Genomic DNA, 22,235 nt, shown 5'->3' on the forward strand with positions numbered 1-22,235 from the left:
GCGCTATTCCTTCGGCGCGGCCGAGGGCAAGGCGGCGTGGGCGCCGCTGGCATCGCCGACCAGCCGCTGGATGTCGCCGCCTTCGATGCCGATCTCGCGCAGCAGCTGGTCGACCAGCGGCGCCTGGGCCCGGAAGCGCAGCGCGGAATTGACCAGGCCGTCGGCGAAGCCGCCGCCTTCGCCATTGCGCCCGCCATCGCCGCCCGAGCCGCCGAGCCCGTCGACATGCAGGATCTTGATGCCCTCGATGCGCTCCAGCGGCCGCACCGATTCGCGGATGATCGCCTCGGCCTTCTCGACCAGCTTCATGCGCAGCGCCGACATCCGCGCCTCGGGCGACAGCATGTTGTGCGACTCGTTCATCATGCGCGCCGCCTCGGCCTCGATCTCGGCGCGCACCCGCATCGCCATCGAGCGGATCTTGTCGGCGTCTGCATCGGCCTCGGCCTGGGCCCGCACCGCAGCGCCGCGGGCGGCACTGGCGTCGCTCTCGGCCTGCGCCGCCGAGGTCAGGCGCAGCGCATCGCGCTCGGCGATCTGCTGGGCACCGATCAGCTCGATCGCCTTCTTGCGCTCGGCCATCTCGACCTCGCGCGCGGTGAACACCTTCTCCTCGGCCGACACCGCCAGCGCACGGGCGATCTCGGCCTCGGCCTGGGCCTCGCTCTGGGCCTTGCTCTCGCGCGCGACCGAGATCGCGCGCTGCTGCTCGGCCAGTTCGAGCGACATGCGCCGCTCGATCTCGGCGCCCTGGATCGCGCGCTCCTTGCCGATACGGTCTTCCTCCAGCGTCTGCTCGGAGCGGATGCGGGCCTGGTCGATGCTCTGCTTGGCCGCGATCTGCGCCGCTTCGGCATCCTGCTCGCGCTGGGCCCGCTCGGCCGACACCTCGGCGCGCTGGCGGGCGCGCGCGATCTCCAGCTCGCGCTGCTGCGCCAGGCGCGCATGCTCGCCCTCGCGGTCGATGTCGAGCGACAGCTTCTCGGCCTCGAGGTTCTTGTTGCGGATCGCGATCAGCGTGTCTTGTTCGACATCGTTGCGCTGCTTCTTGCGGTGCTCGATCTGCTCGGTGAGGCGGGTCAGGCCCTCGGCGTCGAAGGCATTGCTCGGGTTGAAGAACTCCATGCCGGTCTGGTCGAGCTGGGTCAGCGAGGCGGCCTCGAGCTCGAGGCCGTTCTTGGTCAGGTCCTCGGCGACCGCATCGCGCACGCGCTTGACGTAGGCGCCGCGCCGCTCGTGCAGTTCCTCCATCGTCATCTCGGCCGCCGCGGTGCGCAGGGCGTCGACGAACTTGCCTTCGACCAGTTCGCGCAGCTGGTCGGGCTCCAGCGTGCGCAGGCCGAGCGTCTGCGCCGCCGCCGCCACCGCCTCCTCGCTGGTCGCCACGCGGACGTAGAACTCGGCCATGACGTCGACCCGCATGCGGTCCTTGGTGATCAGCGCCTTGTCGCGGCCGCGGCTGACCTCCAGCCGCAGCGTGTTCATGTTGACCGGGATCACGTCGTGCACGATCGGCAGCACGAAGGCGCCGCCGCCCAGCACCACCTTCTGGCCGCCAAGGCCGGTGCGCACGAAGGACCGCTCCTTGGAACTGCGCAGGTAGAGCCAGTGCAGCAGCCAGACCGCGATCGCCACGACGATCGCGACGACGATCAGCGCGAGGATGAAACTTCCGAATTGAGCGCCTGACATAAACCTGGTCTCCTTTTAATCAGTTGAGGACAGAGCAAAAACTGCTGCGCAGTTTCTTGGTCTGTCCCGCAAAGTCATCTGGCTATCGCAACAAAGCGTCGCGTGGTCTCGGTAAGCGCCACCTCGGTCGGCAGCCGCTCCATCGAACTCGCGCCGTAGAAGCCGTGGCAAGCCGGGCAGCGCGCGAGCACGTACTGCGCGTCCTCGGGGGTGGCGATAGGCCCGCCGTGGCACAACACGATCACTTCGGGGTTGACCGCCTGCGCCGCCGTCGCCCAGGCATTGATCCGCGGCACGCAGTCGGCCAGCGTGAGCGCGGTGCCGGCGCCGATCGCGCCACCGGTCGTGAGGCCGAGGTGGCACACCACGATGTCGGCACCGGCCGCCGCCATGGCCCGCGCATCGGCCTCGCAGAACACGTAGGGGGTGGTCAGCAGGTCGAGCGCCCGGGCGCGGGCGATCAACTCGACCTCGAGCCCGTAGCCCATGCCGGTCTCTTCGAGGTTGGCCCGGAAGACGCCGTCGATCAGCCCGACGGTCGGGAAGTTCTGCACCCCCGAGAAGCCCAGCGACACCAGCCGGGCCAGGAACTCGTCGGGAATCATGAACGGGTCGGTGCCGTTCACACCGGCCAGCACGGGCGTATGCCGGACCACCGGCAGCACCTCGCGCGCCATCTCGCAGACGATCTCGTTGGCGTTGCCGTAGGCCAGCAGCCCCGCCAGCGAGCCGCGCCCGGCCATGCGGTAGCGGCCCGAGTTGTAGATCACGATCAGGTCGATGCCGCCGGCTTCCTCGCACTTGGCCGACAGGCCGGTGCCGGCGCCGCCGCCGATGATCGGCCGGCCGGCTTCTATCTTGGCGCGCAGGCCGGCCAGCAGGGTCGAGCGGGAGATGCGTGGCATGGGCGGTTCCTCCTCGTGAGTTCAGGCGCGCCGGGCGTCGGCCGGCGTGCGCGACACCGCGTGCCAGGCCGCCACCAGGGCCTCGGCGAAGGCCTCGTCGTTGATGTGCAGCGGCAGGCGCTGCAGCTGGCGGTCGGGGCCGCTGCGGAACGCCCGCTCGATGCTCGCGAACAGCTGTTGGTCGGCCTCGGGGTCGTGGAACGGCTGGCCGGGCCGGTCGATCGCCGACACGCCGCCCTCGGGGATCAGGAAGCGCACCGGGCCGCGCATCGCATTGAGCTTGGCGGCGATGAACTCGCCGATCGCGCGGCATTCGTCGGCCGAGGTCCGCATCAGGGTCACGGTCGGGTTGTGGCGGTAGAGCCGGCGGCCCTTGAAGCGCTCCGGCACCGTGTCCCAGGCGCCGAAGTTGACCATGTCGAGCGCGCCGCAGGAGCCGACGTAGGGCAGGGCATGGCGCGCGAAGACGTCGAGCCGGGTGGGGCCGGCCGACAGCACGCCGCCGACGATCTCGTCGGCGATTTCGGTGGTCGAGACATCGATCACGCCGGCGATCAGGCCCGACTCGGCCAGCTTCTCCATCGACTGCCCGCCGACCCCGGTGGCGTGAAACACCAGGCAGTCGCAGGCTTCTTCGAGGCGATGGGTCACGGCCTGCACGCAGGGCGTGGTGACGCCGAACATCGTCAGCCCGATCGCCGCCTTGGTCACGGTCGACTCGACCGGCGGATGCGCGATCATGCCGGCCAGCGCATGGGCCGCATTGGCCAGCACCCGCTCGCTGATGCGGTGGATGCCCTGCACGTCGGTGACCGAATACATCATGCAGATGTCGCTCGGGCCGACATAGGGACGGGTGTCGCCGCTGGCCATGGTCGAGACCATCATCTTCGGCACGCCGATCGGCAATGCGCGCATGCCCTGGGTCGCCATCGAGGTGCCGCCGGAACCGCCGGCCGAGATGATGCCCCCCAGGTCGCGGCGGGTGGCGAGGAAGGCTTCGAAGGCCAGCGCCATCGCCGCGGTGGCGCTGCCCCGGTCGTTGCTGAACACCGCCGATTCGCCCTGCGGATGATGTCGCGCCACCTCGCGCGGATGCACGCTGGCGGGCGAGGGCTTGCCGGAGGTCGACAGGTCGACCGTGACCACGCGCAGGCCCAGCTTCTCGATGCACTGGCGCAGGAAGGACAGCTCGCGGCCCTTGGTGTCGAAGGTGCCCGCGACATAGGCCGAGCGTTCGCTGCTGGCCGCGACCGGGAACTCGAACACGCGCGGCGACGTGGCCGCCGGCTGCGGCGGGGCGGGTTCCGGCGCGGGCGCCACCAAGCGCACGATGTCGGCCACCGGCGCGGCGGTGCCGCCGGCGTTCCAGCGCGTGAAGCCGCGCACCGTGCTGGGCGCCAGGTCGTCGAGCGACGGGGCGCCGTCACCGTGGGCGCGGCGGACGGTGAAGACCTGGGTCGGCGGGGGACTGTCGTCAGCCGGGGCGGCCAGCGGGTCTTCGAAGTCGTCGCCCTCGCCGCCGGAGCGCACGCCGAGCAGCCGCTCCTGCAGTTCGCGGTCGGCCGCCAGCTCGGCCGCCGGCATCTCCCTGGTGATGCGGCCGTTGACCATCAGGCCGATGCGATCGGCCACCGAGATGGCGACGCCGAGGTTCTGCTCGATCAGCAGCACCGCGATGCGGCCCTCGGCCGCCAGCTCGCGCAGGGCCTGCGCCACCTGCTCGACGATCACCGGCGCCAGCCCTTCGGTCGGCTCGTCCATCACCAGCAGCTTCGGGTTCAGCAGCAGCGCGCGCCCGATCGCCAGCATCTGCTGCTCGCCGCCCGACAGTTGGGCGCCGCCATGGCCGCGCCGTTCGGCCAGCCGCGGGAACATGGCATAGACGCGGTCGACCTCGCGCCGGCGGCCGGCCACCAGGCGCAAGGTCTCGTCGACCGACAGCGACGGCCACACCCGGCGCCCCTGCGGCACGTAGGCGATGCCGCGCTTGGTGATCTCGTTGGGCGCCAGGCCGAGGATCTGCTCGCCGGCCAGGCGGATACTGCCGCGTGCCGGCACCAGCCCGGTGATCGCGTTGCACAGCGTGGTCTTGCCCATCCCGTTGCGCCCGACGATGCCCAGCACGCCGCGCTCCAGCGTCAAGGCGACACCCTGCAGCGCATGGGCGCGGCCGTAGTACACGTCGAGGCCGTCGATCGCCAGGGTCGGCCCGGTGCCGGCCGGGCCGGGATCCCGGCCGCTGCGAAACCATGCCATCAGTGCCTGCTCCCCATGTAGATCGCCTGCACCTGCGCATCGTTCTCGATCTCGGCCGGCGTCCCGGTGCGCAGCACCCGGCCGTTGTGCATCACGGTGACCCGGTCGACCACGCGCAGCGCGATGTCGAGGTCGTGCTCGATCAGCACGAAGCTCATGTGGGCCGGCAGCGAAGCCAGCAGGGCGACCAGTTCGCGCCGCTCGACCGGCGACAGCCCGGCCGCCGGCTCGTCGAACAGGATCAGGCGCGGCGCGCCGGCCAGTGCCATGCCGATCTCGAGCTGGCGCTGCTGCCCGTGGGCCAGGTTGGCCACGCGCTCGTCGGCGATGTGGCTCAGGCGCGCGCGGTCGAGCAGGTCGCGGGTGGCGCGGGTCGAGGCATGGCCGGCGCGCGCCCGCAGGAAGCTGAAGCGGCCGCTGGCCACGCCGCGCACCGCCAGGAACAGGTTGTCGCGGACCGTCAGGTCGCGAAACAGCAGCGAGGACTGGTAGGTGCGCCGCAGCCCCTTGCGGATGCGGTCCTGCGGCGCCAGCTCCGTGATGTCCTCGCCGAAGAAATGGATGCGTCCCGCGGTCGGCGGGAAGTCGCCGGTGACGGCGTTGAAGAGCGTGGTCTTGCCGGCCCCGTTGGAGCCGAGGATCGCGTACCTCTGCCCGGCCGCGACGGTCAACGACACGTCGTCGACCGCGCGCAGCGCACCGAAGGCACGCGTCACCCCGTCCAGCCGCAGCGCATCGCCCGAGAGCAGCTGCGCGGCGCCGCCGGCGGCCGCGCCGCCGCGCGATGCGGCCGGCCTGAGCGGGGTGATCGTGGCCATGCCGGCTCAGGTCCTGCAGTCCGGCACGTCGCGCGTCCCGAGGCCCATCTTCTTGAACTCCGCCTCGGGCAGGCCCAGCGTCTGCGTGATGTTCGGCACCGACTTCACGACCTTGTTGTAGAACGAGCCGTCGGGCGCCTTGGTCACTTCGGTGATGTAGGTGGTGCCGACGCCGTTGCGGTTGGCATCGATCTTGACGTCGCCGGCCGGGCCCTTGAAGTTGGTCTTCTGCAGCGCCTCGCGGTAGGCCTTCTGGCCGTTCGACAGGTCGCCCTTGACCGCATCGAGGCCGTCGAGCGCGGCCTTGGTGTTGATGTAGTACAGGTAGGCGAACAGCGACGGGCTCGGGAAGCCGTCCTTGAAGTTGGCCTTGTAGTCGGCCACGAACTTCTTCCACTCGGGCGTGTCGATCGAGTCGGCCATCGGGCCGGCGGACGCGGTGCCGAGCAGCGATTCGCGCCGCTTGCCCTTGAAGTTCAGCACCGTCTGGTCGACCGTGATCGAGCCGCCGACCATCGGCTTGTCGCCGCCGGCCTGCTCGTACTGCGTGAGGAAGTTGACCGCGTCGGAGCCGCCCAGGACCACCACCAGCGCATCGACGTCCTTCGGGATCTTGGCGATCACCGAGGCGTAGTCCTTGGTGCCCAGCGGCACCCAGGCCTTGTCGACCACCTTGCCGCCCTTGGCGCAGTAGCTGGCCATGAAGCCCTGCACCTGCGAGTACGGGAAGCCGTAGTCCTCGGCGATCAGGAAGGTCTTCTTGTAGCCCTTGGAGAGCGCATGCTCGCCCAGCCCCACCATCCACTGCGCGCCTTCGGTGTTGAAGCGGTAGAAATTGGGCGCCGGGTCGCCCAGCGTCGCCGCCTGCGCGCCCGAGGAGCCGTTGATGAAGGTGATGTTGGGCTGCGTCTTGGCGTAGTTCTTGACCGCGATGCCTTCATCGCCCGACAGCGGGCCGATCATGATCTGGACCTTGTCCTGCTCGACCGCCTTGCGCGTCGAGTTGACCGCCTTGTCCGGCGTGGCGTCGGACGACACCTTGACGAACTCGATCTTCTTGCCCCCGGCCATGCCGTTCTTTTCCTTCAGCGCCAGGTCGGCGCCGCGCATGCCATCCTGGCCGGGCGCCGCGAACGGCCCCTCCAGCGAAGCCAGCAGCCCGATCTTCAAGGTCTCCTGGGCTTGCGCGAGGCCGCCCATCGTGACCATCACTGCGGCAGCCACGATGCTGCGCCCGAACACTTTCTTGCCTCTGCTCATGTCTCGCTCCTTCTTTTCATCGATGAATGCGGCCACGGCCGCGGGGGGTGAAAGAGGCGCCCAGACGATGGCGCAGGCCTTGCCAGAGGCCCAGCAAACCGTCCGGGGAAAACAGCACGATCGCGAGGAAGACCCCGCCGATCACGAGATTGAAGCGCTCGCGGTCGACCAGGTCGATGGCGAAGTTCTGCAGCAGCACGAACACGATCGCGCCGACGAAGGCGCCGATCGGATGCTTCATGCCGCCGAGCACGGCGATGATGAGGATGTTGATCATCGCGCCGACACCCACGGTGCCGGGCGAGATGCGGCCGTTGTACCAGACCATCAGCACGCCGCCGACCGCCGCCAGGAAGCCCGCCACCGCATAGGCCGCCACCCGGTGCGCAGTGACGTCGAAGCCCAGCGCCTGCATGCGGCGCGGGTTGTCGCGGATGCCCTGCAGCGCGATGCCGAAGGGCGCGCGGATCAGGTGCTTGACGAAGAAGTAGCCCGCCAGCGCGCAGGCCAGCACCAGGAAATAGAAGGGCATGGGCTGGCCGAAGTCGAGCCCGAATACCGTGGGCGGCCCGATGCGGCTGAAGCCCTGGAAGCCGTTGAAGACCGTGTAGTTCTGCTGCGCGAGATAGAAGAACGCCACGCCCACGGCGAGCGTGATCATGATCGTGTAGATGCCCTCGGTGCGCACCGACAGCCAGCCGATGCCCGCGGCCACCACGGTGGCCAGCGCCACCGCCACGACCAGCGCCAGCCACCAGGGCCAGCCCAGGCTGATCGCCAGGTTGCTGCTGCTGCCGAAGATCGCCAGCATGTAGGCGGCGAAGCCGGCGACCGTCATCTGGGCCAGCGACACCATGCCGCCGTAGCCGCCAAGAAAGGTCAGCGACAGTGCGATCAGGCCCAGCGCCAGCGACTGGGCGCCGATCTGGAAGGTGAAGAAGGGCGTGGCCACGAAGGGGTAGCCGACCACGAACACCAGCACTAGAAGGTGGCGCAGCCGGATCGCCGACAGCGCCCGGCGCCACCAGGCCACTGCGGGCGCGGGCGCCGCGGCACCGGCGCCACGGGGCAGGGACGGCACCGGTACCACCCCCGAGCCGCGGCCGCCGCGAGCCGCCGCGGCCGACCCGTTCATCGCCCGCCGCCAGCGTGCCGCGCTCACTGGCTCCTCCCCATCAGCCCGCGCGGCTTGAAGGCCAGCGCCACCACCATGATCACGAAGGTGAAGACCACGCTGTAGGTCGGCGCGTAGGCGAGACCGAACTGCTCGGCGAGGCCGATCAGCAGTGCGCCGATCGCGGCCCCCACGACGCTGCCCATGCCGCCCACGATCACCACCACCAGCGAGGCCAGCAGGTAGCGCGTGTCCTCGCCGGGCGAGATCGACAGCGCCGTGCCGCCGACCACGCCTGCCAGCCCGGCCAGTCCGGCACCGATCGCGAAGGTGAGCGCGAAGACCCGCTGCACGTTGACGCCCGAGGCGGACAGCATCGCGCGGTCGTCGACGCCGGCGCGGATCATCATGCCGATGCGTGTGCGCGCCAGCAGCAGCCAGAGCCCGACGCCGATCACGATCGAGGCGAACAGCACGAAGAGGCGATAGGTCGGGAACTTGGCGACCAGCGGCAGGGTGGTCGAGCCGTAGATCCACGAGGGCGGATCGAAGGTGTAGATCTCGGCGCCCCAGACCCACAGCATCAAGTCGGCCAGCACGATCGACAGGCCGATCGTGACCAGGGTCTGCCGCAGGTCCTGGCCTTGCATGTGGCGGAACACCAGCACCTGCATCAAGAGGCCCATCAGCGCCGCGGCGAGGAAGCCGGCGATGACCGCCAGCACCCAGGAGCCGGTGCGTTCGCCGACGAACCATCCCACATAGGCGCCGAAGAGGTAGAGCGAGCCGTGCGCCAGGTTGACGTTGCGCATCAGGCCGAAGACCAGCGTGAAGCCGCTGGCGACCAGGAAATAGAGCGACGCCAGGGTCATTCCGTTGAGCAGGGTCTTGAAGAACAGGGTGTAGTTGTCCGAGATCGCCCAGACCGCGAAGACCGCGATCGGCAGGCCGAACAGCAGCCAGAGTGCGACGCTCTTCTTTCTCACGCAGCACGCTCCCAGGCCCGTCGCGAGGCGATCTCGGGCGCCTTGGCGAACTCGCCGTCCTTCATCACGGCGAGGATCCGCTTCGGGTCGCGCAGGATCGACAGGTTGGCCAACGGATCGCCGTCGACCAGCAGCAGGTCGGCCAGGTAGCCGTCCTTGATGCAGCCGAGTTCGTCGGGCCGCATCATGATCTGGCCGCCGTAGAGCGTGGTCGAGCGGATCGCTTCCATCGGCGTGAAGCCCAGGTACTTGACGAAGAACTCGAGATCGCGCGCGTTCTGGCAGTGCGGCGTGAAGGCGAAGCCGTAGTCGCCGCCGGGCAGCACGCGGATGCCGCGCTTGTGCATCTTGGCCAGCGAGACGATCGCGGCTTCCCATTCGGTCTCGTAGCCCATGCCGACCGCCATCTCGTGCGTGACGCCGTAGGGCTCGGCCTCGTACAGCATGGCGTACAGGATCGCAATGCCAGGCGCGACGAAGACCCGGTCCTTGGCGGCCTCGAGCATGTCGATCGCCTCGTCGTCGACGAAGCTGGCGTGGTAGATCAGGTCGATGCCGTGACGCAGCGCCTGCTTGACGCTCTCGGACGAGCGCGCATGGGCGATGCCGCGCTTGCCGCGGATGCGCACCTCGCGCATCGCGGCCTCGACCTCCTCGTCCATCATCCAGGTGGTCTCGGACGGCGACTGGGGCGTGAAGTTGTCGCCCGACAGATTGAGCTTGACCGAGTCGACACCGTACTTGAGGAACAGCCGCACCGCCTTGCGCATCTCCTCCGGGCCCGAGATGTTGACGCCGAAGCTGAACTCGGGGAAGGGCAGGTGCGGCAGGGTCTCGTCGCCGAGGCCGCCGACCACGGTGATCTCCTGGCTGGCGGCGAGATAGCGCGGCCCGGGGATCTGGCCGGCGTTGATCGCGTTGCGGATCACGACGTCGAGCCGCGGCTTGGCGCAGGCGGCGCCGACGCAGGAGGTAAAGCCGGCCTCGAGGTAGCGCCTGGCGACCTTGGCGCACCACAGCACGTGCTCCTCCAGCGGCAGGGTCTGGATTTCGGCCAGCGTCGCGGCATCGTTCCACGAGAAGTGGGTGTGGGCCTCGCACATGCCGGGCATCAGCGTGGCGCCGGCGCCGTCGATCACGGTGGCGCCGCCGGGCGCGATCGGCGCCGTGCTGCGGCCGACCTGGCGGATGCGGTTGCCGCGCACCAGCACGCTGCCGGTGTAGGGGTTCTGCCCCGTGCCGTCGAGGATGCGGACATTGGTGAAGACGACATCGGCCATGTGCTTCTCCTGTCAGGCCGTGGCCCAGCGCGTGGTGCGCGCCGAGCGCAGCGGCGGTGCGCGGTGGAACTCGCCGTCCTTCATGACGGCCAGGATGCGGGCCTTGTCCTGCAGCACCGTGATGTCGGCCAGCGGATCGCCGTCGATCAGCAGGATGTCGGCCAGGTAGCCTTCGCGGATGTAGCCGAGCACCTTGCCCATTCGCATCATCGGACCGCCCCAGGCGGTGGCCGACAGCAGGGCCTCCATGGTGCTCATGCCGACGTACTTGACGAAGTATTCGAGGTCCTTGGCGTTGGTGCCGTGGGGTGTCCAGGCGAAGCCGTAGTCGCCGCCGGGCAGGATGCGCACGCCGCGCTTGCGCAGCGCGCGCATGCTCTCGACCGCCGCCTCGAGCTCGCGGTGGTAGCCCATTTTCTTCGTCACCTCGGGTGTCAGGCCCCACTGGCTCGCGTGATGGGAGGTGTTGATGAGCCAGGCCAGTCCCGGCGCGATGAAGTGCTCTGTCTTGTGGGCCTCGAGCATGTCCAGCGCCTCGGTGTCGGTGAAGCTGGCGTGGTAGATCACCTCGATGCCTTGCTTGACGCACTGCTTGATCGACCAGGTGGAGCGCGCATGCGCGGCGACGCGCTTGCCCCAGGCCTTGGCCTCCTGCACGCAGACCGTGATCTCTTCCTCGGTGAACTGGCTCATCTCGCTCGGCATGCCGGTGATCGACTCGCCCGAGAGGTTGATCTTCACGGAGTCGACGCCGTACTTGGCGAACATGCGCACGCAGCGGCGCATCTCCTCGGCGCCGCTGACGATCGCGCCGAAGGCGAACTCGGGCTGCGGCAAGTGCGGCCGCGTGGTGTCGCCCAGGCCGCCGGGCACGGTGATCTCCTGGCTGGCCGCGAGGTAGCGCGGGCCGACGATGGTGCCGTCGTTGATCGCGTTGCGGATCACGACGTCGAGCCGCGGCTTGGCGGTGGCGGCGCCGATGCAGCTGGTCCAGCCCATGTCGAGGTAGCGCTTGGCGACCTCGGCGCACCACAGGATGTGCTCCTCCGGCGGCATGCGCTGGATGGCATCGAGGCTGGGCTGGTCGTTCCACGAAAAATGCGTATGGGCCTCGACCATGCCGGGCATCAGGAAGGCGCCGGCACCGTCGATCACCTGCGCACCGGACACCGGCGCCGGGCGCGCGCCGTAGCCGGTCTTGACGACCCGCGCGATGCGGTTGCCCTGCACCAGCACGTCGCCGCTGAAAGGCGCCTCGCCGCCGCCGTCGAAGATCCGCACGTTGGTGAAAAGGACGTCGGCCATGGTCAGTCTCCTACCTGGCTGTTGCTTGCTCTTTTGCACGCTGTTGCAGGGGCGCTTGCGGTTGCCGGGGCGCGTGCCGAGGGCAACAGGAGGTCGTTCCAGCCGATGAACGACGGCCGTGACGGCTCACGCCGATGGTGTGCTCTGCGCAGCGAAGTAAAGGAGGAGGCCGAAGGCCGGGGGACATGAGCGGAGCAGAGCACACCGTCGGCGTGAGCCTGCCCGAAACCGCAATGAGCCCGCCCCGACCCGCAAATACTCGGCGTCATCCTAGAAGCTCCTGGCCTGCGCCGCGAGAAACTCGCGCAGCTCACGCTGGCATTCCTCGGGCCGTTCGATCGGGGTCCAGTGGCCGCAGCGCGGCAGCACCACGACCCGCTTGCTGGCGGCACGGTGCAGCCGTTCGGCCATTGCGCGCACGGCTTGCGGCGGCGCCACGCCGTCCTCGTCGCCGGTCACCAGCAGCACCGGTGCCTCGATCTGCTCGACCGCGGCGGCCTGGGCGCCGGCCAACGCCTCGCAGCTTCGGGCATACGCCTCGCCGTCCTGGCGCATCAGGCTCTCGCGCACGTAGGCGACCGCCACCGGAAGCCGCTGGCGGGTGTCGGCGGAGATGGCGCCCTGCAGCAGCGCCTGCGTGATCTCCTGCATGCCCGTCGCGCCTTCGCGCGCCTTGGCGGCCCGTGCGGTCATCGCGTTGCGCGCAGCGTCCGGCGGCGCGATCAGCGGTCCGAACAGCGCCACGCTCGCGACCCGCTTCGGATGCAGGGCCGCGATGTGCTGGCAGACGATGGTCCCCATCGAATGGCCGACCCAGTGGGCTCGCGCCACCTTGAGGCGATCGCAGACATCGAGCAGGGTCGCGACATAGCGCTCGATCGACAGCGCGCCCTCGGCGCGTTGCGACCGGCCGCTGCCCGGCAGGTCGATCCGGATGACCCGGTGCCGCGCCATCGCCGGCATCAGGGGCGTGTAGGTGTTGCCGCTGCCGCCGAGCCCGTGCACGCAGACGATGGCCGGGCCCTCGCCTTCTTCTTCCACCGCGATGCGGTCGATCAGCTGGAAGCCCATGGCCTACTCGAACCGGTTCTCGATGACGCCGAGGCCATCGATCTCGATGCGCACCACGTCGCCGGAGCGCAGCCATTGCGGCGGCTTCAGGCCCATGCCCACGCCCGAGGGCGTGCCGGTGGCGATGACGTCGCCGGGGTACAGCGTGATGCCGCGCGAGCAGGTCTCGATCAGGGTCGGGATGTCGAAGATCATGTCGCGCGTCTGGCCGTCCTGCCGCAGCGCGCCGTTGACCCAGCCGCGCACCCGGGTGGCACGGCCGTCGAGTTCGTCGGCGGTGACGATCCACGGGCCCATCGGGCAGAAGGTGTCGAAGCTCTTGCCGAGGTCCCACTGCTGGTGTCGCATCTGGACGTCGCGCGCCGTGACGTCGTTGACCACCGTGTAGCCGAACACGTGGTCCATCGCATGGGCCGGCAGGATGTCGCGCCCGCCACGGCCGATGACCACCGCGAGTTCGGATTCGTAGTCGATCTGGATCGAGGCGGCCGGGGAGGGCAGGCGGACCGCGTCGTGCGGCCCGACCACGCATTCGCCGAGCTTGCCGAAGACGATCGGCCAGGGGTCGGTCTCGGGCATCGCGGCACGGAACACGGAGCCGGCCAGTTCGGCCGCATGGGCGCGGTAGTTGCGGCCGACGCAGAACAGGCTGCGCAAGGGGCGCGGCAGCGGAGCGCGAAGCGTGATGACCTCGACCGGCAGTCGCGTGCCCGACGGCAGCGGCAGCGGTTCGCCGGCTGCCAGCGCCCGGATCAGCGGCAAGGCCCCGAGCGAAGGGTCGCGCACGCCCAGGGGCGTGGCCTCCCGCCCGTCGGGCGAGATCGTTCCCACGTGGTCGCGTCCACCCCAATTCCAGCTTGCCAGGCGCATCGACTTTGTCTCCATATTGCCCCGGGGTCCAACGGCGTGCGCCGCGGCCTCGAAGTCTCGGAAGTCATGTTTGAGACTTGCGTCTCAAATCGGGATCGCTGCATCATACGATCCGGCATCCGCTGTTCACAATAGATTCCGAGCCCTCCAAAGCCCCGTACAAACCCGATGGCGAGACTGAAACACAAGCTGAGCGAACCCCCGCTCCCCCCCGAGCGCGGGGTCAAGGCGGCCACTTTCCGGCTGCTGCTCGACACCGCCATGACGATCATCCAGGAGAGCGGCCACATCCCTTCGGTGGCCGAGGCCGCGGCCCGCTCGAAGGTGTCGCGGGCCACGGCCTACCGCTATTTCCCGAGCCGCAGCGCACTGGTCACTGCGGTGATCGACAGCTCGCTCGGGCCGGTGCGCAAGCTGGCATCGGCCAACCCGAACGGCCGCGACCGCGTGCACGAGCTGTTCCTGCAAACCTTCCCGCGCTTCAAGGAGTTCGAGGCGCAACTGCGCGCCGCCGCCCAGCTTTCGCTGGAACAGTGGGGGCTGGAGCGGGCCGGCCTGCTGGAGGAGGAGCCCTACCGCCGCGGCCATCGCGTGCGCATCCTCGAGCATGCGATCGAGCCGCTGGCGCCGTTGATGAGCCCGGCCGTGCGCAACCGGCTGCACCATGCGCTGTCGGTGGTCTACGGCATCGAGCCCTACGTGATCCTGAAGGACATCTGGGGCCTCGGCGACCGCGAGGTGGAGCGCACCGCCCTGTGGATGGCCGACGCGCTGATCGACGCCGCGCTGCGCGATGCCGAGCAGAAGCCGGCTCGCCGCCGCCCGGCCAAGGCCAATGGCGCCCGGGCGACGGCGCTGGCCGCCAAGGGCGGTTGAACGCCATGCCGCGCCCGTCGCCCGCATGGTTCGATGCCCAATACAACGCCCGGGCCGGCATCCCGGAGCATCCCGCGATCCTCCGGCATTGGGCCGATGCTTCTGCCCGTGCGCTGGCCCGATCGGGCTGGGTGCTCGACCTGGCCTATGGCGATGACGCCAGCGAACGGCTCGACATCCTGCCGGCCGCCGGCGCCGCGGGAGCGCCGGTGCTCGTCTACATCCACGGAGGCTACTGGCGCGCGCTCGACAAGCGTGACCAGGCCTTCGTGGCGCCGCCTTTCGCCGACGCGGGCGCGATGGTCGCGCAGCTCAACTACGCCCTGTGTCCGGCCGTCGGCATCGAGCACATCGCAATGCAGCTCACGCAGGCGCTGGCCTGGGTCTGGCGGCACGCGGCCGACCACGGCGGCGACCGCGAGCGCATCGTGGTGGCCGGCCATTCGGCGGGCGGGCATCTGGCGGCGATGCTGCTGGCCTGCGACTGGCAGGCGGTGGCGGCGGACCTTCCCGCGGATCTGGTCAAGTCGGCGCTGGCCATCTCGGGCCTCTACGAACTGGAGCCGCTGCGGCATGCGCCCTTCCTGGCCGCCGACATCGGCCTCAGCGCGGCGTCGGCACGGCGCCTCAGCCCGGCACTGTGGCCCGCGCCGGCCCGCGGCAGGCTGGCGACCGTGGTCGGCGGCGACGAGAGCGAGGAGTTCCGGCGCCAGTCCGCGCTGATCGCGAGCGCCTGGGGGCCGGTGGTCGTCGCCGCCGAAACGGTGGCGGGGCGCAACCACATGGACGTGCTGCATGAGATCGCCCACCCGCATTCGCGCACCCACGCGCTCGCGCTGGAACTGCTCGGAATCCCTTGAACGCGCCGGGCTCGCCCAGCCCTATCATCCGGCCCGGCCCCGGTTCGTTCGCGCCCCTCGACGGAGACAGACGATGAAGTCCACCATGATGCCGGTGCAGCTCAGCACCAACCAGATCCTCGACCGCGCCGGCACCTATTTCGGCGACCAGGAGGTGCTGGGCCGGCTGCCCGACAAGTCGACCTACCGTCGCAGCTACCGCGAGATCCGGCGCCGGGCTCGGCAGCTCGCCCAGGCCCTGCGCGACAAGGCCGGCATCGCCCGCGGCGACCCGGTCGCCACCATGAGCTGGAACCACGCCTGGCACCTCGAGAGCTACTTCGGCATCCCGGCCGCGGGCGCGGTGCTGCACACCCTGAACCTGCGGCTGTCACCCGAGGACATCGCCTACATCATGGACGATGCCGGCGACCGCGTGCTGATCGTCGACGACGTGCTGCTGCCGGTCTGGGAGCGCGTGTCGCCGCTGCTCAGGCAGCAGCCGCGCGTGATCGTCGTGCCGTTCAGCGGTGCCGCCTTGCCGGCGGGCCTGCAGAGCTACGAGGACTTCATCGAAGGCGACGCCACCGGCTACCGCTACCCCGAGCAGGACGAGAACGAGGCGGTCGGCATGTGCTACACCTCGGGCACCACGGGCCGGCCGAAGGGCGTGGTGTACTCGCACCGCTCGATGGTGCTGCACGCCATCACCGGCTGCATCCCCGACCTGTTCGCGCTGTCGGCGCGCGACCAGGTGATGATGGTCACGCCCATGTTTCATGCCAATGCCTGGGCCGTGCCGTTCTCGGCCATGATGGTCGGCGCCGGCCAGGTCCTGCCCGGCCCCCATCTGGGAGGCGAAGACCTGCTCGACCTGATGGAAGAAGGCCAGGTCACGATGGCGCTCGGCGTGCCGACCATCTGGATGATGATCTGGCAGGCCATGCAGAATTCGACCCGCGAGCGCCGGCTCGTGAAGGGCATGCGGATGCTGGTCGGCGGCGCCGCGGTGCCGCCGTCGATGATCGCCAACTTCGCTTCGCGCGACATGCACATCGTGCAGGGCTGGGGCATGACCGAGACCTCGCCGCTCGGCAGCGTGCCGGTCATCAAGCCCAAGCATCTCGCGCTGCCCGACGAAGCGCGGCATGCGCTGCGCGCCATGCAGGGCATCGCCACGCCGCTGGTCGAGATGCGCATCGTCGACGAGGCCGCGGGCCTGCAGCCCTGGGACGGCAAGGCGTCGGGCGAAGTGCAGGTGCGCGGGCCGTGGGTCACGGGCGGCTACCACGCGACGCCGGACGACCCGGGCAAGTTCACCGCCGACGGCTGGCTGCGCACCGGCGACATCGGCACCATCGACCCCGAGGGCTACATGCACCTGGTCGACCGCAGCAAGGACATGATCAAGTCGGGCGGCGAGTGGATCAGCTCGGTCGAGCTCGAGAACCTGGTCATGGGCCATCCCGCGGTGGCCGAGGCCTCGGTGGTCGCGATCGCCCACCCCAAGTGGGGCGAGCGGCCGCTGGTGGTGGCGGTGCGGCGTCCCGGCGCCGAGGTCGATGCACCGGCGCTGCGCGAATTCCTGCGCCCGAAGCTGGCGCGTTTCCAGTTGCCCGACGACTTCGAATGGGTCGACGCGATCCCCAAGACCGGGACCGGCAAGTTCCTGAAGACGCGGCTGCGCGAGATGTACCGCGACCGGGTCTCGCAGTCGCCCGACTGAGTCTCCCGCGGCCGCCTGCCGGCCGATGCTGCTGATAGCATCGCGTTGCATCGGCAACCGGTTTTCATACAAGGAGAGACAACGTGGGAGAACTTCTTTCTCTCCTGCGCTTCAACGCGGGCTCCGGCCACATCTGGCTGGACGAGCAGCGCATGCTGCTGCTGCATGCGCGTGCCTTTGCCGAACTGCGCAAGGAGTTGCTGGATTCGCTGGGCGTCGAGCGCGCTCGCGGCCTGCTGGTGCGCATGGGCTTCGCGTCGGGCCAGCGCGACGGCGAGCTGGCGGTCAAGGAGCGGCGCGCCGGCCTGCGCACCGAAGACGCCTTCATGCTCGGCCCGCGCCTGCACTCGATCGAAGGCATCGTCAGCGTCGAGATGATCAAGCTCGAGATGGACTTGGAGAACAAGCAGTTCTTCGGCGAGTTCGTCTGGGAGAACTCCTGGGAGTGCGAGGCCCACGTGGCCGACTTCGGATACGGCGACGATCCGCAATGCTGGTCGCAGATCGGCTATGCGTCGGGCTACACCAGCGCCTTCATGGGCCGGCTGGTGGTCTTCAAGGAGGTCGAGTGCACCAGCATGGGCGACAGCCGCTGCCGCATCGTCGGCCACGTCGCAGAGGAGTGGCAGGACGAGCGCTACCTCGACTACTTCCGGCAGCACCACGTCGCGGAGCGGCTGATCGAGTTCAACCTCGGGCTCGAACACCTGCGCGCCCTGCAGCCGCGCCGCGAATACGACCAGAAGCTGGTCGGCGTCTCGCCGGGCTTTCGCGCGGCCTTCGACCTGCTGCGGACGGCCGCCCGGAGCGCCATCACCGTGCTGCTGCTCGGCGAGACCGGGGTCGGCAAGGAGCTGTTCGCGCGCTGGCTGCACGACAACGGGCCGCGCGCCAAGCAGCCCTTCATCGCGGTCAACTGCGCCGCGATCCCGGCGGAGCTGATCGAGGCCGAGCTGTTCGGGGTCGAGAAGGGCGCCTACACCGGCGCCCACCATGCGCGCGCGGGCCGCTTCGAGCGCGCCCACGGCGGCACCCTGTTTCTCGATGAGGCGGGCGACCTGCCGCCGGCGACCCAGGTGAAGCTGCTGCGCGTGCTGCAGACCGGCGAGATCGAGCGCCTCGGCGCCGACCAGGCGACGCGGGTCGATGTCCGCATCGTCGCGGCGACCAACGTCGACCTGCCGCGGGCGATGCAGGCCGGCAAGTTCAGGAGCGATCTCTTCTACCGCCTCAACACCTTCCCGATCACCATTCCGCCGCTGCGCGAGCGCACGGCCGACATCCCGGCGCTGGTCGGGCGCTTCGTCGAGAAGTACAGCACGCTGTACGGCAAGAAGCTGCGCGGCCTGACCGACAAGGCGATGCGCGAGGTCATGAAGCACGCGTGGCCGGGCAACATCCGCGAACTCGAGAATGTGATCGAGCGCGCGGTGCTGCTGGCGCCCGACCATGGCGACATCGAGGCCGCGTACCTGTGGAGTTCGCCTTCGGGCGCGCCAGTCGAGGGCCAACTCGGTGCCGGCGGCCAGATCACGCAATCCGAAGGCGGCACGCTGGACGCCCTGTGCGAGCGCGTCCTCGAGGAAAGCATCGACATCGCATCGCTCGAGCAGCGGCTGATGCAGATGGCGATGCAGCGGGCCAAGGGCAACCTGTCGCAGGCGGCGCGGCTGCTGGGCATCACGCGGCCGCAGCTGGCCTACCGGTTGAAGAAGGAAGGACTGCCGGCGTCCTGAGTTCGCGGGCCCCTGCGCGCCTGCGCCCGCGGATTTCACCATTTGATCACGCTGCACCGCAGCAAATGATCACCCCATCATCCGGGACAACCCGGATCACCCGGCCCGGTCACCGGCCGGGTCCATACAAATCAATCACTTAGCCGCGCTGGCACGCGCGTTGCCCTTATTGGTCGGGGCGGCGCTGTTGCCGACCCGGATTTGATGGATTGAATACGTGACCCTTTCAACCCCGCCGGACCGGCACAACGGCAGTGCCAGCGCGATGACCGGACAGCCGTGCTTCGTGCGCGTCACGGGCACCCGGGAGGCGCGCTTCGTCGAGTTCGAGTTCGCCATCGGCGACCCCGAACTGGCGGTCGAGCTGGTCATGCAGTTCGATCAGTTCCGCGAATTCTGCGAGCGCCACCAGGTGCGCCACCTGACGACCGAGGAAGGCGCCCGGCTCGACTTCGAGCGCATGAAGTGGCGCTACGGCGCGCCCGGCATCGATCACTAGACCCTGAACCCCACCCGAGGAGACACCCCGTGCAAGTCGACATCAAGACCACCGACATCCGGCCGATCCGCCAGACCTTCTCGCACGTCGCGCGGCGGCTCGGCGACAAGCCGGCCTCGCGCTACCAGGAAGCCACGCTGGACATGCAGCCGACCGCCAACTTCCACTACCGGCCGCTGTGGCAGCCCGAGTACGAGCTCTACGACAAGCGCCGCACCGCGATCGCGATGGCCGACTGGTACAGCTTCAAGGACCCGCGCCACTTCTACTACGGCGTCTACACGATGACCCGCGCCCGGCAGCAGGAAGGCGCCGACCGGCAGTTCGAGTTCGCCGACAAGCGCCGGCTGCTGGCCCTGGCCGACGCCGGCACCCGCGAGTCGCTGCAGCAGGTGCTGGTGCCGCTGCGCCACTACGAATGGGGCGCCAACATGAACCACAGCTACTGCTGCGGCTACGGCTACGGCACCGCGGTGACGCAGCCCTTCATCTTCGCCGCCATGGACCGGCTGGGCATCGCGCAGTACCTGTCGCGCGTCGGCCTGCAACTCGACGGCAACTCGGGCGCCGCGCTGGACGCCGGCAAGGAAGCCTGGCTCGCGCATCCGGCCTGGCAGGGCGTCCGCCGCTTGATGGAAAACCTGTTCGTCACGCGCGACTGGTTCGAGGTCTTCGTGGCGCAGAACCTGGTGTTCGACGGTCTCATGTATCCGCTGGTCTACAGGCGCTACGTGAACGAGCGCAGCGCCGCCACCGGCAATGCGCTGGCGATGCTGACCGAGTTCCAGAACGACTGGTTCGACGAGAACCTGCGCTGGGTCGACGCCACGGTCAAGACCGCGGCCGACGAATCGCCGGCCAACAAGGCGCAGCTCTCAGCCTGGTATCGGACCTGGCGCGAGCAGATCGTCGATGCGCTCGGACCGCTGTCGGCCTTGGCGCTGGGCGCCGGCGGCGCCGATGCGCTGCGGGCCGTCGCCGCCGAACTCGACGCCCGCGCCGCGCGCCTCGGCATCGCTGCTTGATGACAAACCAGGAGACCCGAATGACCACAGCCACCGCAGAAATCGCCCGCCCGCCGGTCTTCATCGCGCTGCAGACCAGCGAGACCGCACGCGCCATCGTCGAGGCCATCCTCGCCGACAACCCCGGCGCCACCGCCATCGACTACCCGGCAATGGTGAAGGTCGATGCACCAGGCCGGCTGGTGATCCGCCAGGCCTCGGTCGAGGAGCGCGTCGGCCGCCGCTGGGACCTGCAGGAGATCCACCTGAGCCTGATCTCGCTGTCCGGAAGCATCGAAGAGACCGACGACGAATTCATCCTCCATTGGGGCGCCTGAGCGCACCGCATCACTGCATCACCGCAATCAAGGACAAGACGCCATGACCCACGCAGACAACACCAAGCGCCCCGCCGCCCGGCTCGGCCTGAAGGAACGCTACGCGATGATGACCCGCGGCCTAGGCTGGGACACCACCTACCAGTCGATGGACGATGTCTTTCCCTTCGACAAGTTCGAGGGCATCAAGATCCACGACTGGGACCAGTGGGAAGACCCGTTCCGCCTCACGATGGACGCCTACTGGAAGTTCCAGGGCGAGAAGGAAAAGAAGCTCTACGCGATCATCGACGCCTTCCAGCAGAACAACGGCCAGTTCAACATCAGCGACCCGCGCTACCTGAACACGCTGAAGCTGTTCCTGACCGGCGTCTCGCCGCTCGAATACGCGGCCCACCGCGGCTATGCGATGGCCGGGCGATCGCTGCGCGGCGTCGGCGCCCGCGTGGCCTGCCAGATGCAGTCGATCGACGAGCTGCGCCATGCGCAGACGCAGTTCCACACCATCAGCCACTTCAACAAGTACTTCAACGGGCTGCACGATCCGCAGCACATGCACGACCGGGTCTGGTACCTCTCGGTGCCCAAGAGCTACTTCGAGGACGCGATGAGCGCCGGGCCCTTCGAGTTCATCACCGCGATCTCGTTCTCGTTCGAGTACGTGCTGACCAACCTGCTGTTCATGCCCTTCATGAGCGGCGCCGCCTACAACGGCGACATGGCGACCGTGACCTTCGGCTTCTCGGCCCAGAGCGACGAGTCGCGCCACATGACGCTGGGCCTCGAGGTGGTGAAGTTCATCCTGGAGCAGGACCCGGACAACGTCCCCATCGTGCAGAAGTGGGTCGACAAGTGGTTCTGGCGCGGCTACCGCCTGCTGACCCTGGTCGCGATGATGATGGACTACATGCTGCCCAAGCGCGTGATGAGCTGGTCCGAGGCCTGGGAGATGTACTTCGAGAAGAACGGCGGTGCGCTGTTCCAGGATCTGGCGCGCTACGGCATCCGCATGCCCAAGTACCACGAAGTCGCGACGAAGGAGAAGAGCCGCCTCTCGCACGAGGCGTGGGCCACCTTCAACAACTACGGCCACGCTGCCGACTTCAATGTCTGGGTGCCGCGGCCCGAAGAAATGGACTGGCTGTCGGAGAAGTACCCCGAGACCTTCGACCGGATGTATCGCCCGCGCTTCGAGTGGCTCGCCGAGCAGGAGCGCCAGGGCAAGCGCTGGTTCAACAACACCTTGCCGATGCTGTGCCAGACCTGCCAGGTGCCGATGTTCTTCACCGAGCCCGACGACCCGACAAAGATCTGCTACCGCGAGAGCAGCTACCACGGCATGAAGCATCACTTCTGCTCCGACGGCTGCAAGGACATCTTCGACGACGAGCCCGAGAAATACGTTCAGGCCTGGCTGCCGGTGCACCAGATCTACCAGGGCAACTGCTTCCCCGAGGGCACCGACCCGACGGTGCCGGGCTTCGACCCGCTGGCCGCGGTGCTGAAGTATTACCACATCAACGACGGCGCGGACAACGGCGAATTCAACACCTCGCCGGACAAGGCGAACTGGGAGCGCTGGACCGGCCAGGACCTGTCGGCGCAGCCTGCGCAGCCGAAGGTCGCCTGAAGCTCACCGAACCCGACACAGGAGAAA

Annotated in this window: 19 protein-coding genes and 1 pseudogene; 8 read left to right on the forward strand and 12 right to left on the reverse strand. The window is 69.0% G+C overall.

Going from position 1 to position 22,235, the window contains the following annotated elements:
- Window positions 1-3: 3 nt before the first annotated feature.
- The 12 genes and pseudogenes from QZH52_RS22980 to QZH52_RS23035 form a co-directional block, all read right to left on the reverse strand.
- Window positions 4-1,692 carry a flotillin family protein gene (locus QZH52_RS22980; RefSeq protein WP_301812873.1) on the reverse strand — a complete coding sequence of 563 codons (1,689 nt, stop codon included), beginning with the start codon at window positions 1,690-1,692 and terminating at the stop codon, window positions 4-6.
- Between the two features lie 74 nt (window positions 1,693-1,766).
- Complete coding sequence (locus tag QZH52_RS22985; protein ID WP_301812874.1) at window positions 1,767-2,597, reverse strand: phosphoenolpyruvate hydrolase family protein; 831 nt, start codon at window positions 2,595-2,597, stop codon at window positions 1,767-1,769.
- Between the two features lie 21 nt (window positions 2,598-2,618).
- Window positions 2,619-3,866 (reverse strand): Tm-1-like ATP-binding domain-containing protein, encoded by a 1,248-nt coding sequence (locus QZH52_RS22990; RefSeq protein ID WP_301812974.1) that lies wholly within the window; start codon window positions 3,864-3,866, stop codon window positions 2,619-2,621.
- Window positions 3,867-4,358: 492 nt separating this feature from the next.
- A pseudogene (locus tag QZH52_RS38645) lies at window positions 4,359-4,856 on the reverse strand (ABC transporter ATP-binding protein); the annotation flags it as partial.
- The gene (locus QZH52_RS23000) at window positions 4,856-5,674 is read right to left on the reverse strand and encodes an ABC transporter ATP-binding protein (protein WP_301812875.1); all 819 of its coding nucleotides are present in this window, start codon (window positions 5,672-5,674) and stop codon (window positions 4,856-4,858) included. The pseudogene QZH52_RS38645 and the gene QZH52_RS23000, both read right to left, overlap by 1 nt.
- Window positions 5,675-5,680: 6 nt before the next feature.
- Complete coding sequence (locus QZH52_RS23005) at window positions 5,681-6,934, reverse strand: ABC transporter substrate-binding protein (protein WP_301812876.1); 1,254 nt, start codon at window positions 6,932-6,934, stop codon at window positions 5,681-5,683.
- 16 nt (window positions 6,935-6,950) lie between these two features.
- The gene (locus QZH52_RS23010) at window positions 6,951-8,069 is read right to left on the reverse strand and encodes a branched-chain amino acid ABC transporter permease (RefSeq protein ID WP_301812877.1); all 1,119 of its coding nucleotides are present in this window, start codon (window positions 8,067-8,069) and stop codon (window positions 6,951-6,953) included.
- 23 nt (window positions 8,070-8,092) lie between these two features.
- Window positions 8,093-9,034, reverse strand: coding sequence for a branched-chain amino acid ABC transporter permease (locus QZH52_RS23015; RefSeq protein WP_301812878.1), 942 nt, complete (start codon window positions 9,032-9,034; stop codon window positions 8,093-8,095).
- The gene (locus tag QZH52_RS23020; RefSeq protein WP_286536803.1) at window positions 9,031-10,314 is read right to left on the reverse strand and encodes a metal-dependent hydrolase family protein; all 1,284 of its coding nucleotides are present in this window, start codon (window positions 10,312-10,314) and stop codon (window positions 9,031-9,033) included. Before QZH52_RS23020 ends, QZH52_RS23015 begins: the two co-directional genes overlap by 4 nt.
- 12 nt (window positions 10,315-10,326) lie before the next feature.
- Window positions 10,327-11,619, reverse strand: a complete 1,293-nt coding sequence (locus tag QZH52_RS23025) for a metal-dependent hydrolase family protein (RefSeq protein ID WP_301812879.1) — start codon at window positions 11,617-11,619, stop codon at window positions 10,327-10,329.
- Between the two features lie 270 nt (window positions 11,620-11,889).
- Window positions 11,890-12,690 (reverse strand): alpha/beta fold hydrolase, encoded by an 801-nt coding sequence (locus QZH52_RS23030; protein WP_301812880.1) that lies wholly within the window; start codon window positions 12,688-12,690, stop codon window positions 11,890-11,892.
- Between the two features lie 3 nt (window positions 12,691-12,693).
- On the reverse strand, window positions 12,694-13,560 hold the full coding sequence (locus tag QZH52_RS23035) for a fumarylacetoacetate hydrolase family protein (protein WP_301812881.1): 867 nt from the start codon (window positions 13,558-13,560) through the stop codon (window positions 12,694-12,696).
- Between the two features lie 168 nt (window positions 13,561-13,728).
- On the opposite strand from QZH52_RS23035, the gene QZH52_RS23040 reads away from it, so the two are divergent.
- The 8 genes from QZH52_RS23040 to QZH52_RS23075 all read left to right on the forward strand — a co-directional run bounded on the left by QZH52_RS23040 (window position 13,729) and on the right by QZH52_RS23075 (window position 22,208).
- Window positions 13,729-14,436 carry a TetR/AcrR family transcriptional regulator gene (locus QZH52_RS23040; protein ID WP_286373071.1) on the forward strand — a complete coding sequence of 236 codons (708 nt, stop codon included), beginning with the start codon at window positions 13,729-13,731 and terminating at the stop codon, window positions 14,434-14,436.
- Between the two features lie 5 nt (window positions 14,437-14,441).
- The gene (locus QZH52_RS23045; RefSeq protein ID WP_301812882.1) at window positions 14,442-15,296 is read left to right on the forward strand and encodes an alpha/beta hydrolase; all 855 of its coding nucleotides are present in this window, start codon (window positions 14,442-14,444) and stop codon (window positions 15,294-15,296) included.
- A 73-nt stretch (window positions 15,297-15,369) separates the two neighbouring features.
- Complete coding sequence (locus QZH52_RS23050; RefSeq protein WP_301812883.1) at window positions 15,370-17,001, forward strand: long-chain fatty acid--CoA ligase; 1,632 nt, start codon at window positions 15,370-15,372, stop codon at window positions 16,999-17,001.
- Window positions 17,002-17,084: 83 nt separating this feature from the next.
- Entirely contained in the window at window positions 17,085-18,737 is a 1,653-nt protein-coding gene (locus tag QZH52_RS23055; RefSeq protein WP_286536809.1) for a sigma-54-dependent Fis family transcriptional regulator, read from the forward strand.
- A 217-nt stretch (window positions 18,738-18,954) separates the two neighbouring features.
- The gene (locus QZH52_RS23060) at window positions 18,955-19,236 is read left to right on the forward strand and encodes a phenol hydroxylase subunit (RefSeq protein ID WP_301812884.1); all 282 of its coding nucleotides are present in this window, start codon (window positions 18,955-18,957) and stop codon (window positions 19,234-19,236) included.
- Between the two features lie 29 nt (window positions 19,237-19,265).
- Window positions 19,266-20,261, forward strand: coding sequence for an aromatic/alkene monooxygenase hydroxylase subunit beta (locus QZH52_RS23065; RefSeq protein WP_301812885.1), 996 nt, complete (start codon window positions 19,266-19,268; stop codon window positions 20,259-20,261).
- Between the two features lie 20 nt (window positions 20,262-20,281).
- Window positions 20,282-20,578, forward strand: a complete 297-nt coding sequence (locus QZH52_RS23070) for an MmoB/DmpM family protein (protein WP_301812886.1) — start codon at window positions 20,282-20,284, stop codon at window positions 20,576-20,578.
- 43 nt (window positions 20,579-20,621) lie between these two features.
- Window positions 20,622-22,208 (forward strand): aromatic/alkene/methane monooxygenase hydroxylase/oxygenase subunit alpha, encoded by a 1,587-nt coding sequence (locus QZH52_RS23075; RefSeq protein WP_301812887.1) that lies wholly within the window; start codon window positions 20,622-20,624, stop codon window positions 22,206-22,208.
- The last annotated feature ends 27 nt before the right edge of the window (window positions 22,209-22,235 follow it).

This window comes from Variovorax ginsengisoli (assembly GCF_030486595.1).
In the GTDB taxonomy this organism is placed as follows: domain Bacteria; phylum Pseudomonadota; class Gammaproteobacteria; order Burkholderiales; family Burkholderiaceae_C; genus Variovorax; species Variovorax ginsengisoli_B.

Coding starts and splice junctions, on each gene's coding strand:
- QZH52_RS23045 (WP_301812882.1), top strand. CDS start 14,442: ATGCCGCGCCCGTCGCCCGCATGGTTCGATGCCCAATACAACGCCCGG.
- QZH52_RS23050 (WP_301812883.1), top strand. CDS start 15,370: ATGAAGTCCACCATGATGCCGGTGCAGCTCAGCACCAACCAGATCCTC.
- QZH52_RS23040 (WP_286373071.1), top strand. CDS start 13,729: ATGGCGAGACTGAAACACAAGCTGAGCGAACCCCCGCTCCCCCCCGAG.
- QZH52_RS22980 (WP_301812873.1), bottom strand. CDS start 1,692: ATGTCAGGCGCTCAATTCGGAAGTTTCATCCTCGCGCTGATCGTCGTC.
- QZH52_RS23000 (WP_301812875.1), bottom strand. CDS start 5,674: ATGGCCACGATCACCCCGCTCAGGCCGGCCGCATCGCGCGGCGGCGCG.
- QZH52_RS23035 (WP_301812881.1), bottom strand. CDS start 13,560: ATGCGCCTGGCAAGCTGGAATTGGGGTGGACGCGACCACGTGGGAACG.
- QZH52_RS22985 (WP_301812874.1), bottom strand. CDS start 2,597: ATGCCACGCATCTCCCGCTCGACCCTGCTGGCCGGCCTGCGCGCCAAG.
- QZH52_RS23005 (WP_301812876.1), bottom strand. CDS start 6,934: ATGAGCAGAGGCAAGAAAGTGTTCGGGCGCAGCATCGTGGCTGCCGCA.
- QZH52_RS23025 (WP_301812879.1), bottom strand. CDS start 11,619: ATGGCCGACGTCCTTTTCACCAACGTGCGGATCTTCGACGGCGGCGGC.
- QZH52_RS23030 (WP_301812880.1), bottom strand. CDS start 12,690: ATGGGCTTCCAGCTGATCGACCGCATCGCGGTGGAAGAAGAAGGCGAG.
- QZH52_RS23010 (WP_301812877.1), bottom strand. CDS start 8,069: ATGAACGGGTCGGCCGCGGCGGCTCGCGGCGGCCGCGGCTCGGGGGTG.
- QZH52_RS23070 (WP_301812886.1), top strand. CDS start 20,282: ATGACCACAGCCACCGCAGAAATCGCCCGCCCGCCGGTCTTCATCGCG.
- QZH52_RS23020 (WP_286536803.1), bottom strand. CDS start 10,314: ATGGCCGATGTCGTCTTCACCAATGTCCGCATCCTCGACGGCACGGGG.
- QZH52_RS23075 (WP_301812887.1), top strand. CDS start 20,622: ATGACCCACGCAGACAACACCAAGCGCCCCGCCGCCCGGCTCGGCCTG.